Origin of the sequence: Acinetobacter sp. ABJ-A23_2, assembly GCF_044538765.1 — a bacterium.
In the GTDB taxonomy this organism is placed as follows: Bacteria; Pseudomonadota; Gammaproteobacteria; order Pseudomonadales; family Moraxellaceae; genus Acinetobacter; species Acinetobacter nosocomialis_A.
Genome location: NZ_JBIUCP010000014.1, coordinates 31,190 through 46,607, shown reverse-complemented (window position 1 = coordinate 46,607; position 15,418 = coordinate 31,190). Strand labels below are relative to the sequence as shown.

The window sequence follows — 15,418 nt, the reverse complement described above, 5'->3', positions numbered from 1 at the left end:
CCTTTGTGTATTATTTTTAAACACACCAAAAAATATCAGTTAAACTTATTAAAAAATCAACATATTTTTATTTAAAATTAATTTTTAAAATAATTAATATTTAAAATACAACAAATTATAAAATATTTATAAAATTTTCCAAAAAAGACTTGAATGTAAGTTTAACTGATATTAGATTAAATCCCAGAACAGCAAGAAATCATTCAAGGAGTATGAAGATGAGTTATGAAAACCGCTGGGAAACAGTAGATGTTAAAGTTGAAGATGGAATTGCATGGGTCACTTTAAACCGCCCTGAAAAGAAAAATGCCATGAGTCCAACCCTCAATCGTGAAATGATTGATGTGCTTGAAACCCTTGAGCTTGATCAAAATGCTAAAGTTTTGGTTCTGACTGGTGCAGGCGACTCTTGGACAGCGGGTATGGATTTGAAGGAATATTTCCGTGAAGTCGATACTCAACCAGAGATTTTCCAAGAGCGTATTCGTCGTGACTCATGTCGCTGGCAGTGGCAACTTCTTCGGATGTATTCAAAGCCAACCATTGCCATGGTCAACGGCTGGTGCTTTGGAGGCGGTTTCTCACCTTTAGTGGCGTGTGACCTAGCAATTGCAGCAGATGAAGCAACTTTCGGTTTATCTGAAATTAACTGGGGTATCCCACCGGGCAACCTTGTAAGTAAAGCAATGGCAGATACCGTAGGTCACCGTGCATCTTTGTATTACATCATGACGGGTAAAACCTTTAGTGGTAAAGAAGCTGAAACCATGGGTCTTGTGAATAAAAGCGTACCGCTTGCCCAATTAAAAGCAGAAGTGACTGAGCTTGCAAATTGCTTACTTGAGAAAAACCCAGTAGTTCTTCGTACAGCTAAAAATGGCTTTAAGCGTTGCCGCGAACTGACATGGGACCAAAACGAAGACTACTTATATGCCAAGCTTGATCAATGTATCCACCGAGATACCGAAAATGGCCGCCAAGAAGGTTTGAAACAATTCTTAGATGAAAAATCAATTAAACCGGGTTTACAGAGCTATAAACGTACTGGTTAACTTTTGATTCTTTAATGGCAATGTAAGGACGCAACCCATGCAAAATGTACAGTTACTTATTCACGGTCAATCTGTTGATGCATCAAATCAGGCAACTTTTGAGCGTATTAGTCCCATTGATGGATCAGTGGCAACTAAAGCTGCTGCTGCAACATTGGAAGATGTTGATCGTGCAATCGATTCGGCACAGCAAGCTTTTAAAGTATGGTCGAAACTCTCGCCTACCGAGCGCCGTTTACGCTTATTAAAAGCAGCCGATTTAATGGACCAAAAAACCGAGCAATTCATTCAAACTGGAATGCAAGAAACAGGTTCAACTGCAACATGGTATGGGTTTAACGTTCACCTTGCTGCCAACATGTTACGTGAAGCAGCAGCAATGACCACACAAATTGACGGAAGCCTAATCCCGTCAGATGTGCCGGGCAATCTTGCAATGGGTGTACGGGTTCCTTGCGGTGTCATTGTTGGCATTGCGCCTTGGAATGCGCCTGTGATTTTAGCAACACGTGCGCTTGCCATGCCTTTGGCTTGTGGTAACACGGTTGTGTTAAAAGCATCTGAAGCTTGTCCAGCAACGCATCGTCTCATTGGTGAAGTGTTACATGAAGCAGGTCTAGGTGAAGGTGTGGTGAATGTGATTACACATGCCGCCGAAGATGCACCACAAATCGTAGAGCGCTTAGTGTCTCATCCAGCTGTGAAGCGCATTAATTTTACGGGTTCAACCAAAGTCGGCAAAATTATTGCCGAGACTGCTGCTAAATATTTAAAACCTGTTTTACTCGAACTCGGTGGTAAAGCCCCGGTTGTGGTTTTAAATGAAGCTGATATTAATGAAGCCGTAAATGCTGTGGCTTTCGGGGCGTTTTTCAATCAGGGACAAATTTGTATGTCGACCGAACGTGTTTTGGTTCAAGACAATATTGCCGACCAATTTATTGAAAAGTTGATTGAGAAAACCCGCTCTATTCGGGCAGGTAATCCAACCTCAAAAGACAATGTACTCGGCGTATTAGAAAGTCGCCGCGCTGCAAACCGTATTCAGCATTTGCTGGAAGATGCTCAAAACAAAGGGGCTGACTTACCTTTAGGCATCCATATTGAAGATACCACCATGCAACCGACGCTGGTGCTCAATATTAAACCTGACATGCTGCTTTACCGCGAAGAATCATTTGGACCTGTATGCACAGTTCAACGTTTTTCAAGCATTGAAGAAGGCATAGCACTGGCAAATGACAGCGAGTTTGGTCTGTCTTCGGCAGTGTTTAGCCAGAATATTTCACAAGCATTAGAAGTCGCTAAACAGATTGATTCGGGTATTTGTCACATTAACGGCGCAACCGTACATGACGAAGCTCAAATGCCATTTGGCGGAACAAAATCGAGTGGTTACGGACGATTTGGTAGTAAAGCATCTATTGCCGAATTTACCGACCTACGCTGGATCACCATTCAAACACAATCACGTCATTACCCGATTTAGTCAGGCTAATACGAAGACAAACAGATTAAATAAAAATTGCATGATGCAAAAAAAATAAAGCGCAGTGATGCGCTTTCCATGGAGTGAAAGAAATGCAAATGAATGCCACTCAATCACAAGACCGCGAACGGTTCGTAAAATTAGGGCAACACGATATTCATTATCACTATAAAGATCAAACGCTCTATATCAGCCCAAAAGAGCAATTAAAACCGTATCCACAAAAACTGACAGATCGGTTAATTCATTTTGCACAAACCAAACCCGAACATATTTTTGCAGCAAAACGCAATGCTCAAGGCGAATGGGTCAAACTGAGTTATGCAGAAGTTCTACAACGCGCATGGCACATTGCTCAGGCTTTGCATGACCGTAATTTAAGCCAAGAACGACCACTCGTTATTTTAAGTGGTAATGATCTTGAGCATTTAACACTCTCTATGGGTGCTATGCTGGCAGGTGTACCTTTCTCGGCTATTTCCCCTGCCTACTCTCTTATTTCTCAAGACTTCGGCAAACTCAAACATGTGTTTGAAGTGCTCACACCTGGTATGGTTTATGCCAGCGATGGACAAGCTTTTGCCAAAGCCATTCAGGCATGCATTACATCCGATATTGAAGTGGTAACCAATAAAGGTATTGTAGGCGATCAGATCTGCACGTCTTTTCAATCGCTGTTAGATACACCAGTTTCAAATGTTCAAGAATTTTATCAAACCCTTGATGAAAACCAGATTGCTAAATTTCTGTTTACATCAGGTTCAACTAAATTACCTAAGGCTGTACCGACCACACATTTAATGTTGTGTGTTAATCAGCAAATGTTATTGCAGACTTTCCCTGAGTTTGAAGAAACACCGCCTGTCCTACTCGACTGGCTGTCTTGGCACCACACATTTGGCGGCAGTCACAATGTCGGCATCGCACTCTATAACGGCGGTACGATTTACATTGATGATGGCAAACCCGTTGCAGGAAAATTTGACGAAACTATTCGTAATCTCAAAGAAATTTCTCCAACTGTTTATTTAAATGTGCCAAAAGGTTGGGAAGAACTCACCGAAGCGTTAGAAAAAGATGAAGAATTAAGAGAGCGCTTTTTTGCCAAAGTTAAAATTTTATTCTTTGCCGGTGCTGCACTTTCAGAAGCGGGCTGGAACAGACTCGATAAAATTGCTCAGCAACATTGCGGAGAAAAAATCCGCATTATGAGCGGATTGGGCATGACCGAAACTGCTCCCTCTTGTGCTTTTACAACTGGCCCACGCGTGATGGCTGGCTTTATTGGTTACCCTGCTCCGGGATGCGAAATTAAGCTGGTGCCATGTGGTGACAAACTTGAGTTTTGCGTTCGTGGCAAACATGTCATGAAAGGCTATTGGCGCTTAAAGGCAGACCAGCAAAGCACTATTTTTGATGATGAAGGTTTTTTCCATACAGGCGATGCCGTTCGTTTAGTCGATGTCAATGATCCAACCAAAGGACTGATGTACGACGGACGAATTGCCGAAGACTTTAAACTCAATACAGGCACTTTTGTGAATGTGGGCACACTACGCAACAAAGTGCTCATTCAAGGTAATTTACTGGTTCAAGATGTCTGCATTACAGGTTCAAACCTGAATGCTGTTGGTTTTCTGATTTTTCCAAAATTAGAAGCGTGTGCTCAATATGCAGGTCGTAAGCTTGGTGAGCATTCTGCAACAGAAATATTACAGCATCCTAAAGTCCAGCAATGGTTCCGCCAATTTTTAACGACCTTTAATAAAGATGCGACTGGCAGTTCAAATACAGTCTCAATGCTTTATTTAATGACCGAGCCACCTCAACTCGATGCCGGCGAAGTGACCGATAAAGGCAACCTCAATCAAAGCAGTATTACGAAACGTCGTGCCGCTTTAATTGATGAGCTTTATCAAAAGCAGACTGATAACCCACTGATTATTCGGGTGCCCACCTTAAAGCAATAAGCAATTGAAATAAAAAAGGAAGCTCAAACTTCGGTTTGAGCTACAGCCTCACTTTTGCCTAAAAAAGGTTCAACATGCCACACGATACAGAATTTGAACTATTTCGGGACAGCTATCGCAGGTTCTTAAAAGAACAAGTTGCCCCGTATTACGAACAGTGGGAACACAATGGCCTTATCCCACGTGATCTATGGCTTCGTCTTGGGGAAAATGGTTTTTTGTGTGTTGATGTGCCTGAGGAATATGGCGGTTACGGCGCTCCTGTTCATTACTCCCTCATGCTGGTTCAAGAAACGGCTCAAGCGGGCTTTGCGTCTTTGGCGGTTGCCATTGGTGGGCAAAATGAGCTGGTCTCTCCTTATCTGCAAAATATCGGATCCGAAGAGCAAAAACGCTATTGGTTACCGAAAATGGTGACAGGTGAAGTCGTCACTGCAATTGCCATGACAGAGGCCAACGCGGGTTCAGACTTACAAGCCATACGCACTCAAGCCATTTTAGAAAATGATCATTACCGTATTAATGGTTCAAAAACATTTATATCAAATGGCTTGCATGCCGACCTGATTGTTTTGGTGGCAAAAACTGACCCTCATGCTAAAGCAAAAGGCATTTCGATTTTTCTAGTTGATGCTGCATTAGACGGCGTTAAAAAAGGTCACTCTTTACAAAAAATCGGGCTGCATGCCCAAGATACAGCCGAACTATTTTTTGATGATGTCTGTGTGCCTGTAACTCAGCGTTTGGGTGAAGAAGGACAAGGCTTTGCCTATTTAATGCAAGAGTTACCTCGCGAACGTTTGAGTATTTCTATGATGGCTTTGGGGTCAATTTTAGGCGCCATCGAACTGACCAAAGACTATGTATTAGAGCGTAAAGCTTTCGGACAACCTTTAAGCCAAATGCAAAACACACGATTTGTACTCGCAAACGCGCAAATTAAAGCAAAAGCCGCTCAAGCTTTTGTAGACCAATGTGCAGCGCTGTATCAACAACACCAGCTAAGCGTGACTCAAGTTGCCGCACTGAAATGCTTTATTACCGATGTCCAATGTGAAGTGATTGATCAATTACTTCAGCTTTTTGGTGGCTACGGTTACATGCAGGAATACCCGATTTCACGCTTTTTTGTGGATGCGCGGGTACAAAAAATTTATGGGGGAACCAATGAAATTATGAAAGAAATCGTGGCCCGAGAACTGCTCGGAAAATAATTCGATTTAAAAACCGAACAAGGCAGACACAACAATTATGCCTTGTTGAAAACAAAAAATGATATTTCAGGAAGAAATGCTATGTCGAAATTATGGATGTACTCTACCCTTATGCTCTCAAGTTCAGTGTGGGCTGGCAATTTTATTGACAACAGTTCAGTAGAACTCACCACGCGAAATTTCTATTTTGACCGCGACTACCAAGAGCAATCCACTTACCCTGCTGCCAAGGACTGGACACAAGGGTTTATTCTTAAAGCCAATTCAGGCTATACCGAAGGGACTGTCGGTTTTGGGCTGGATATACTTGCAACGGCAGGCTTTAAACTCGATGCTGATGCCGAGCATGGCGGTACAGGAAACTTACCTAGAGACACGCGTACCAATGAACCTGCCGACTCTTATGGCGAAATTGGGGTCACAGCAAAAGCGAAAATGAGCCAGACCGAACTACGCATCGGTACATTAATGCCAATGAACCCTGTTTTAGTGGCTTCACCTGCCCGTTTGCTTCCTCAAACCTATCGAGGAATTTCACTGACCAGTAAAGATATTAAAGATTTTGATTTACAGGCAGCCTACCTCGATAAAGTGAATCATCGGGATTCGACTAACTATGAAAAAATTAAAATTTCAGGCGTAAATGGACGATTTAAAAGTGCCGAAACTGATGGACTTTATTATTTAGGTGGAAACTATCAGTTTAATCCTGCACTCAAACTCACCGCTTTTTATATGGATGTTGATGATCTTTATAACCAAACCATGGTCGGTGCTTTACACCAACACAAAATTAATGACACTACTAATTTTAGCTCTCAATTACGTTACTACCGCAGCCGAGATGATGGACAAGCAAAAGCAGGCTTAGTCGATAATGACCTCTATCATGCGCATTTCGAACTCAAACATCAAAACCATAAATTTATTTTTGGGACTTTCCAACATCATGGCGACACCGCGTTTCCGTATTTAACGGGAGGTGAAACGGGTCTACTCATTGATACATGGCCGGGCGAGTTTTTAAACCCAAAAGAAAAAGCCTATAGCTTCCGTTATGAATATGACTTTAAAGATTATGTACCGGGTTTACGTTTTATGACTCGTTACACCACAGGTCACAATATTTATGCACCTAACTTAGGTGGGACCAATTTAAAAGAACGCGAAACAGACTTTGATTTAGGCTACACCGTTCAAAGTGGCTGGTTAAAAAATCTAGGGCTACGCGCGCGCTACGCCATTTATGACAACAACATGCTCTCTACAGCCAATATCAAACCTGTAAATGAAACCCGTCTCAACATCGACTACACATGGCAATTTAAATAATTCAAAACCAGAGGTTCTGTCACACATAGAACCTCTTTTTATTTCGGGAAATTCATCATGAAGAAAGTTGTAACGTTACTCTGCGGAATTTGTTTCATTGGCCTAACTCATGCCGAAATGCAATATAACCCACCACCTATTCAGCTTGAGCCTTTAGCAAAATTTAGTGTTGATCTAAATGCGCCTGTTTGGGAATTAGGCACGACCAGTGATGCAGGTAAACGCCGAATTATTCCTATTACAGGAGGGTCATTCGAAGGCAAATCACTTAAAGGGCGCATTTTAAATAATGGTGCAGATTGGCAAATCGTTGACAGTAAAGGACTGGCCATTATTGATACGCGATATTTGTTAGAAACCGATGACGGTGCGCTTATTTACCTTCAAACCAAAGGTTACCGCCATGGCTCGGCAGAGACGCTAAAACAGCTTGCCCAAGGCAAAGATGTCGACCCGAAAAACTACTATTTCAAAATTACCATGCAGTTTGAAACCAGCTCACCAAAATATTCATGGCTCAATCAGACCGTTGCTGTAGGCAGTGCAATGCGCTTGGGCAAAGCGGTTATTTATGATGCCTATACCCTGAAATAATAATTTTTATAACACTTACAAAAAGGATGGACCCTTCACTATGGATCAAAAAACTTTAGAACACTTACCGCCCATCCATCAGCATTTGGGTGGACATAATATCCATTGGAATGACAAAAACACTGAACTCACCATCCACTACACGGCGCTAGAAAGCTTTACCAATCCACGCGGCACCGTTGAAGGCGGCATGATCTGCGCCATGCTCGACGATGTGATGGGACTTTTTGCATATCTCGCCAATAACCATAAACCCGCTACCACCATCAACTTAACGATGGATTTTTTAAGGCCCTGTGCTGTGGGTGAAGTCATTACAAAATGCCGATTCATTAAACAAGGCAAAACCGTACTGAATCTCGAAAGTGAAGCTTGGCAAAACAACAAAATGATTGCACGAAGTACAGCGAATTTTCTGGTTTTAGATTAATTGCAACCATTCATTCAATAAGGATATGAATAAATGAATTACACCAACAATAAACGAATTTTGATGCATTCCGCTGTAGTGCTTGCCATGCTTGGTTCTTTGGCAGGCTGTGGAAGTGATAGTGATGACACAACGGTTCCCTCAACAACCAAACCACCGCAGTTATCTCCTGCTGTTGGCGTAAAAATGACAGGAAGCTGTTCAGACTTACTTGGATTTCAATACAACAATACGGTCATTAGCTCAGCTACCCTTCAAGAAGCAGGTACATTGACGGTCGCCAACAAACCGATTGGCGCTCATTGTTTGGTTAAAGGTTATATGGACCAACGTGTAAGCCCGATCGATGGACAAACTTATCAAATTGGTTTTGAAATGCGCTTACCAATAGACTGGAACGGTCGTTTTCTCTATCAAGGCAATGGCGGAACCGATGGTAATTTAGTCCCTGCAACAGGTCAGGTCGGTAGCGGTGGACCACTCACCAATGCTCTACATGATGGTTTTGCTGTTATTTCCTCCGATGCTGGACATAACGCTTCACAAAATCCAATGTTTGGTTTAGACCCTCAAGCCAGAATCAACTATGGCTATGGTGCAATTACCAAACTCACGCCTATGGCAAAAAACCTAATTAAAGCCGCATATGGTAAATTGCCAGACCGCTCCTATGCAGGCGGCACATCTAACGGTGGACGTCATGCCATGATTGCCGCAACCCGTTTGGGTGACCAATATGATGGAATTTTAGCAAGCACACCAGGTTTTCATTTACCTCGTGCGGCCGCGGCTCAACTCTATACAGCGCAGCAGCTTCGTCGTGTCGCAACAGATGAAAATGACCTAAGTACGGCTCTTACCCTTTCAGAGCGCAAAGTATTAGCAAAAGCAATTTTAGATCGATGCGATGCTTTAGACGATGTTGCAGATGGTTTGGTTCAAGATGTCGAGGCTTGCCGTACGGCTTTTGATATTCATAAGCATGTACCCGTTTGCTCAAGCACAAGAGATGGTGCTTGTTTAAGCACCGAACAAATTGATGTATTAGCCAACATTTACCACGGCCCTGTAAATTCGGCTGGACAAGCGCTCTATGCAACCCAGCCTTTCGACCCCGGTTTAGTTGGCAGTAACTGGGCAAGCTGGAAATTCGAATCTTCGGTGGGAACAGCACGTGACCCCGTTGCAGTCGGCATTCTTTTTCAGGTTCCACCAGACCCAACTGTGACTCAAAACTCTAGACAATTTGCCTTTAATTTTAACTTCGATACCGACTATCCAAAACTATCGGCAACTAATGATATATACACCGAAAGTTCGATGTCATTCATGATGCCACCCGATGAACTTAACCTAGATAAACTCCGTAATCACGGTGGAAAAATGATTGTGGTACAAGGCACAGCAGACGGCGTTTTCTCTGTGGATGACACCCAAAATTGGTACGATCAACTGCTACAACACTATAAAAATGATACAAAAGGTACAGCACCTGAATTTGCACGTTTCTTTAGAGTTCCGGGCATGAACCATACCCGTGATGGCATTGCAACCGACCAATTTGATGCATTGACTGCTTTAGTCAACTGGGTTGAATATGGGCAAGCCCCTGACAAAATCATTGCGACCGCACGCGGCGTAGGTAACCCAAGTGGTCAAGTAAATACGGAGCTTCCAAAAAACTGGGCACCAGACCGCACTCGTCCACTTTGTCCTTACCCACTCATTGCTCGTTACAACGGTCAAGGCGATAGTGAAAAAGCTGAAAACTTTAGCTGTAAATAACCCCCTATAAAATTAAAAGAGAGCTTAAATAAGCTCTCTTTTTTATTTTACTAAGTATCACTATTGAATCATTATCAAATGATATTTCATCCAATGCCTGCATCACTGCTAAGATAACACCGAAAACCAAAAACTCATTTCGATATGCAAAATCAGACTGCTCCAAATCTCCCCTCAACCCAACTTGGAAAAGCACTGCTTTGTCTTATGACATCAGCATTATTATTTTCCATTATGGGAGTGTGCATTCGTTTTGCTTCACAAACGGTGGACAATGCGACTGTCGTGTTTTTTAGAAATGCAGTAGGTTTATTTATTTTTATTCCGATGCTGTTTAAACAGGGTTTAGACTTTATTAAAACCGATAAACTCTGGATGCACACTTGGCGAAGTCTAGTCGGTCTTGCTGCAATGTATGGTTTTTTCTATGCCATTGCGAACTTAAAACTCTCAAATGCTATGGTTTTTAGCTATTCATCTCCTATCTTTATTCCACTGATTGCATGGCTTTTCTTAAAAGAAAAAATTACCAAATCGATGATTTTTGCTGCTGTTATTGGGCTCGTTGGAGTTTTATTTGTCGCTAAACCCGACCAAGGTCTATTTAACGCATTATCTTTTATTGGCTTGGGTGCATGCTTTTTATCAGCAATGGCTTTTGTGACCGTAAGGGCTTTAACCAGTACAGAGCCGCCTGAACGTATTGTTTTTTACTTCTGTATTTTTGGTAGTTTAATTTCCTCTATTCCAATGTTCTGGCATTGGCGCATTTTTACTTGGCACGAATTAAGCCTACTCATTGCCGCAGGACTTTTAGCTAATATTAGTCAACTATTTATGTCTTATGCTTATAGCTTAGCGCCAGCAGGACAAATTGGCCCCATGAATTACATTGCCATTATTTTTGCAGGAATATGGGGATTTGTTTTTTGGCATGAATTACCGGATCTGTTTAGCATTATCGGTATATTTATTATTTTATTTGCGATTTTGCTCTGTAATCCATTTTTGCAGAAAAAGTTACTTTCTCGATTTAAATAACAAACAAACCTTAATCTAATTTAGGTACTGTATTCGATACTCATTTGGTGAAATGCCTGTCCAATGACGGTAGGCTTTTCTAAAATTAGAAGTATCTGAAAAGCCTATTCTCTCCGCAATTTCATCTACAGTTAAAGTTGTTTCCCGCAAATATTCATCCGCAAGACGGCGCCGAGTCTCATCTAATAACTCCTGATAAGTTAAATCAAAACTTGCCAAGCGTCGATGTAAGGTCCGCTTTGACATATGTAACCGTTCAGCCATTTCTTGAGCTGATGGAAAAAGCCCTGTTCCATCCAATAATATTAAACGGATTGTTTTCACCAACTCAGGCTCTTCAAGTTCAGCAGCACCTAGCATCCGCTCACAAAAGGACTTACACATGTCCGCAGTAATCGGGTTGGCATTTGGGCAAAGTACATCGAGCCACTTTAATTCAAAGTGCCATTGCATTACCCCAGTATTAAACTGAACAGGACAATGAAAAACTTTTTCGTATTCTTCTGCATAGTCAGGTACTGGATAAGGCAATAAAAGCTTCTTCGCTTGAAATGGTCCTTCAAGCACACGTTCAATTAAGGTTTGCATAGAGCTAAACCAAAACTCGCACACTAAAGGTAGAAGCTTACCCAGTGCAATAATGTCCTGCCCTTCAAAAATGGCAACATCATCTCGAATATAAAAAGACTTCTTTAAAATAGGTCCTGCAAGCTTAATGTGTCGGATGCCAAGCTCAACCGCTTGTCTAAAATTACGCGAAGAATATAGCGCATAACCATACACCCCAAAATCTGACAGCCGCTGCTTTTGTCCTGCGCGTAGTCCAATTAAAGGATCGTGAGATAGTTTTTGAATATTTTGAAATAGCTGAATTTTTTGGACTTGAGAAATATATAAAGAGGATTGATTGATCGTATCTGGCGAAATATTTGTGTCAGATAGAACATTTGATATTGAATGGCCTTGCAAACCCATTTCATCAAATAAACTGGTCAAACCTAGCAAATATGTATTAGCACTTAAGGATGTATTATCATAATTTCCTTCAATAACACTATTTGCATTTTTATAAAGATTTTTAGGCATTTAACTCACACCATCCCTAGAGTGACGTGCATAATGGCACTAAACTACCTCTTGTTGTCTCAATTTAACATCGACCATACAACGCTTCAAGCATAAAGTATGATAAGCAAAAGTATGGAAGGAACAATAATGGAAAGCTCCACTTTAAAAGAATATAGCGGCTCTGCCACCGAACATATGGAACTTATTTTTTCCAAACAACGTGCCAATTTTGAGGCAGATCCCTACCCAAGTCTAGAGGCTCGCCGCACAAAGCTGCATCAACTCAAAAAACAAATTATTCGTTATCAAGATGCTTTAGCTGCTGCGATTAATGCTGACTTTAGTTCAAGATCACTTGATGAATCTAAACTACTCGATTTGCTTGGCTCTGTGTTGGAAGCCGATCATGCGATTCATCATTTACGCCGCTGGATGCGCCCAAGTAAACGCCGTACCGAGCTTTTATTTTTATCAAACCGTTTAAGTGTGCAATACCAACCTAAAGGCGTGGTTGGTGTAATTGTTCCTTGGAACTTCCCCGTTTATTTAGCACTTGGCCCACTCATTGCCGCATTAGCTGCGGGCAACCGAGTCATGATTAAGCTGCCTGAAATTACCCCAAATACCAACGCAATGCTACGACGCATGCTGGCAGAAGTCTTTAATGAAGATGAAGTAGCCGTGTTTGGTGAAGAAATTACAGACCCAGCGAGGTTTACCTCGTTGCCATTTAACCATATTGTCTTTACTGGCTCCCCTGCCATTGGCAAAGTCGTCATGCGAGCTGCTGCTGAAAATCTAACACCTGTTACACTCGAATTAGGCGGTAAATCACCTGCAATTGTAAGCCGCAACTACCCGCTTGCCGATGCTGCAAAACGTATTACGCATGGTAAAGCAACAAATAGTGGTCAAATCTGTGTAGCGCCTGACTACGCGTTGGTTCCTAAAGAAAGTATTGATGAATTTGTGGATGCTGCGAAATCAAGCTTTATAAAAATGTTTGGTCAAAACATCACGAACAATGAAAACTACACATCGATTGTGAATGACCGTCATTTAAAACGTATTCAAGAGATTTTGACCGATGCACAAGCAAAAGGTGCACGCGTTATTCCTTGTGATACTTACAGCTTTGACCAACAAGGCCGTAGAATGCCTGTACAGATTGTGCTGAATTGCACACCAGACATGCGGATTATGAAAGAAGAACTCTTTGGCCCTATTTTGCCTGTGGTGGCTTATGATTCTTTAGATGATGCAATTACTTATGTGAAATCGGACGAACGACCTTTAGCACTTTACTTCTTTACACATAGCTCGGTAGAACGTGATCGTATTTTACGTGAAACTCATTCGGGTGGTGTGACCATCAATGACTGGGGTTGGCATGTAGTCAACCATGATGCCCCTTTCGGGGGTATCGGAAACTCAGGCATGGGGTCATATCATGGTGAAGAAGGTTTCCGTGAACTTTCTCATGCAAAAACTGTTTTTATTCGTCATCGGTTCTTTCCAACTCAGCTTTTCCATCCTCCTTATGGAACATTCCTACAAAAATTAGCGATTCGCTTTTTCTTGAAAAAAGGTGATCCAAATATTAAATAAAGAGTATAGAAAAAAGCCTCGTAATGAGGCTTTTTTATTGGGTTTAAAATAATAAAATTTCTAATCAAACCACTAAAATTTATTTAAATATAATCAACCTTTTGTGCTTTTAAAATATCAAGCTGCAACATTTTTTTCTTTTTATATTTATAGGCAATAAACAAACCAATAAACCATACTGGTGAAAACTCTAAAGCAATCAGCGTATCATGATCTAAAGCTAAAATGACGATCGTAAAAACTAAAAATAGCATCGTCAGCCATGCCATAAATAAGCCACCTGGCATTTTATATTTTGACTGAATATGTAATTCAGGGCTTTTCTTACGATAATAAATATATGAAAGCACAATCAGCATAAATGTAAAAATACATAAAATTGAAGTCAGTGCTGAGATAATCGTAAATGCAGTCATAACATTTGGAACAATAAACAAAATGGATGTTCCAAGCGTTACACAAGCCATTGAAAAGACGAGTCCTCTAATTGGAACCTTTCTTTTAGATAGCTTACTAAAGCTTTTCGGTGCATCATCGTCTAACGCTAAACCGTATAACATACGGCTGGTTGCAAAGATTCCACTATTTGCCGAAGAAAGAGCTGAGGTTGCCACAACGAAGTTAATTAAACCTGCCGCAATTGGTAAGCCAACTAACGTAAACATTTCCACAAATGGGCTTTTTTCTGGTGAAATTTTTGCCCAAGAGGTAACTGCAATAATACAAACCAATGCGCCTACGTAGAACAATAAAATACGTAAAGGAATAGAATTAATGGCTTTAGGAAGTGAGGTATGCGGGTCTTTGGTTTCAGCAGCAGTTGTACCAACAAGTTCGATACCCACAAATGCAAATATGGCAATTTGGAAGCCCGCTAAGAAACCTGTTACCCCATAAGGAAACATAGATTGTGTTTCAAACAAATGGCTCATTGAGGCCTTAACCCCATTTGGAGAAGTAAACCCGGTCCCAATTAAATAAATACCAGCAAGAATAAATAGAATAATTGCAGTAATTTTGATGAGTGAGAACCAAAACTCGAGTTCACCAAACAGCCGAACGGCCACAAAGTTGAGTATGGTTAATATGGCTAATGAGGTAAATGCGGGGATCCAGACCGGTAAATCGGGATACCAAAACTGCATGTACCCTCCAATCACAATCACATCGGCAATCGCTGTAATAATCCAGTTACACCAATACGACCAACCCAGAAAAAAACCTGCCCATGGACCTAAATAAGCGGTTGCGAAATCGGCAAATGTTTTAAAGTTCGTGTTGGCAAGCAATAACTCACCCATTGCTCGCATCACGAAGAAAAAGAAAAAGCCAATAATTAAATATGTTAAAATAATTGAAGTCCCAGAAACACTTAATGTTTTTCCAGAACCCATAAATAATCCGGTACCAATTGCACCGCCAATCGCAATCATTTGAATATGACGATTGGTCAATGAGCGTTGCAATTTTTCCTCTTCTTGCTCAGTCATATGCTGACTGCCTAGGAGGTCTCCTTCCAGGAACTGCTTTCCTTTATTATTACTCATGTAATATTAACTCCAATTTATAGCAACCCTTATAAATATGTTTTAATAATATGAGTGACCTGAGCTTCGATTAAGCCGAATAAATCATCTTACCAATATTATTAAAACCACTTATAATTTAGTAAATTCCATTTTTAAATCTTAAAATAGTTATTTAAAACAATAAAATATAAACCATAGAATTATCCCGTTATGCCTCACCATCTTAATATCTAAAATGAAACTGTAGGCCCCATTCATTCAATTAAGATGATGTATATCCATATCAATTTTTTGACTCAGGGATAA

At 41.1% G+C, this 15,418-nt stretch carries 12 protein-coding genes; 10 read left to right on the top strand and 2 right to left on the bottom strand.

The window, feature by feature from the left end; all coding sequences use genetic code 11:
• Positions 1-212: 212 nt before the first annotated feature.
• From ACH63V_RS07015 to ACH63V_RS06975, 9 genes are all read left to right on the top strand, one after another.
• Positions 213-1,052: a p-hydroxycinnamoyl CoA hydratase/lyase gene (locus ACH63V_RS07015; RefSeq protein WP_002040868.1), complete on the top strand. Its 840-nt coding sequence runs from the start codon at positions 213-215 to the stop codon at positions 1,050-1,052.
• A 37-nt stretch (positions 1,053-1,089) separates the two neighbouring features.
• Positions 1,090-2,541, top strand: coding sequence for an aldehyde dehydrogenase (locus ACH63V_RS07010; RefSeq protein WP_272400590.1), 1,452 nt, complete (start codon positions 1,090-1,092; stop codon positions 2,539-2,541).
• Between the two features lie 83 nt (positions 2,542-2,624).
• Positions 2,625-4,511 (top strand): feruloyl-CoA synthase, encoded by a 1,887-nt coding sequence (locus ACH63V_RS07005; RefSeq protein WP_396463091.1) that lies wholly within the window; start codon positions 2,625-2,627, stop codon positions 4,509-4,511.
• Between the two features lie 74 nt (positions 4,512-4,585).
• The gene (locus ACH63V_RS07000; RefSeq protein WP_396463090.1) at positions 4,586-5,725 is read left to right on the top strand and encodes an acyl-CoA dehydrogenase family protein; all 1,140 of its coding nucleotides are present in this window, start codon (positions 4,586-4,588) and stop codon (positions 5,723-5,725) included.
• Between the two features lie 81 nt (positions 5,726-5,806).
• Positions 5,807-7,057, top strand: coding sequence for an OprD family porin (locus ACH63V_RS06995; RefSeq protein WP_396463089.1), 1,251 nt, complete (start codon positions 5,807-5,809; stop codon positions 7,055-7,057).
• A gap of 57 nt (positions 7,058-7,114) precedes the next feature.
• The gene (locus tag ACH63V_RS06990) at positions 7,115-7,651 is read left to right on the top strand and encodes a DUF3237 domain-containing protein (protein WP_396463088.1); all 537 of its coding nucleotides are present in this window, start codon (positions 7,115-7,117) and stop codon (positions 7,649-7,651) included.
• Between the two features lie 40 nt (positions 7,652-7,691).
• The gene (locus tag ACH63V_RS06985) at positions 7,692-8,081 is read left to right on the top strand and encodes a PaaI family thioesterase (protein WP_396463087.1); all 390 of its coding nucleotides are present in this window, start codon (positions 7,692-7,694) and stop codon (positions 8,079-8,081) included.
• A 33-nt stretch (positions 8,082-8,114) separates the two neighbouring features.
• A complete protein-coding gene (locus ACH63V_RS06980; protein WP_396463086.1) occupies positions 8,115-9,866 on the top strand; it encodes a tannase/feruloyl esterase family alpha/beta hydrolase in 1,752 nt (583 codons plus the stop codon).
• Between the two features lie 144 nt (positions 9,867-10,010).
• Positions 10,011-10,907, top strand: coding sequence for a DMT family transporter (locus ACH63V_RS06975; RefSeq protein WP_013198539.1), 897 nt, complete (start codon positions 10,011-10,013; stop codon positions 10,905-10,907).
• A 15-nt stretch (positions 10,908-10,922) separates the two neighbouring features.
• Here the strand turns inward: ACH63V_RS06975 and ACH63V_RS06970 are convergent, their stop codons facing one another.
• A complete protein-coding gene (locus ACH63V_RS06970; RefSeq protein WP_396463085.1) occupies positions 10,923-11,993 on the bottom strand; it encodes an AraC family transcriptional regulator ligand-binding domain-containing protein in 1,071 nt (356 codons plus the stop codon).
• A 129-nt stretch (positions 11,994-12,122) separates the two neighbouring features.
• Here ACH63V_RS06970 and ACH63V_RS06965 point away from each other — a divergent pair, with 129 nt between their 5' ends.
• On the top strand, positions 12,123-13,583 hold the full coding sequence (locus ACH63V_RS06965) for a coniferyl aldehyde dehydrogenase (protein ID WP_216174573.1): 1,461 nt from the start codon (positions 12,123-12,125) through the stop codon (positions 13,581-13,583).
• 83 nt (positions 13,584-13,666) lie between these two features.
• Here the strand turns inward: ACH63V_RS06965 and ACH63V_RS06960 are convergent, their stop codons facing one another.
• Complete coding sequence (locus tag ACH63V_RS06960; protein ID WP_396463084.1) at positions 13,667-15,130, bottom strand: amino acid permease; 1,464 nt, start codon at positions 15,128-15,130, stop codon at positions 13,667-13,669.
• Positions 15,131-15,418 lie beyond the last annotated feature (288 nt).

Bases quoted from the DNA above. Each gene is read 5' to 3' on its own strand.
- ACH63V_RS07015 (WP_002040868.1), top strand. From the start codon at position 213: ATGAAGATGAGTTATGAAAACCGCTGGGAAACAGTAGATGTTAAAGTT.
- ACH63V_RS07010 (WP_272400590.1), top strand. From the start codon at position 1,090: ATGCAAAATGTACAGTTACTTATTCACGGTCAATCTGTTGATGCATCA.
- ACH63V_RS07000 (WP_396463090.1), top strand. From the start codon at position 4,586: ATGCCACACGATACAGAATTTGAACTATTTCGGGACAGCTATCGCAGG.
- ACH63V_RS06995 (WP_396463089.1), top strand. From the start codon at position 5,807: ATGTCGAAATTATGGATGTACTCTACCCTTATGCTCTCAAGTTCAGTG.
- ACH63V_RS06990 (WP_396463088.1), top strand. From the start codon at position 7,115: ATGAAGAAAGTTGTAACGTTACTCTGCGGAATTTGTTTCATTGGCCTA.
- ACH63V_RS06985 (WP_396463087.1), top strand. From the start codon at position 7,692: ATGGATCAAAAAACTTTAGAACACTTACCGCCCATCCATCAGCATTTG.
- ACH63V_RS06980 (WP_396463086.1), top strand. From the start codon at position 8,115: ATGAATTACACCAACAATAAACGAATTTTGATGCATTCCGCTGTAGTG.
- ACH63V_RS06975 (WP_013198539.1), top strand. From the start codon at position 10,011: ATGCAAAATCAGACTGCTCCAAATCTCCCCTCAACCCAACTTGGAAAA.
- ACH63V_RS06970 (WP_396463085.1), bottom strand. From the start codon at position 11,993: ATGCCTAAAAATCTTTATAAAAATGCAAATAGTGTTATTGAAGGAAAT.
- ACH63V_RS06965 (WP_216174573.1), top strand. From the start codon at position 12,123: ATGGAAAGCTCCACTTTAAAAGAATATAGCGGCTCTGCCACCGAACAT.
- ACH63V_RS06960 (WP_396463084.1), bottom strand. From the start codon at position 15,130: ATGAGTAATAATAAAGGAAAGCAGTTCCTGGAAGGAGACCTCCTAGGC.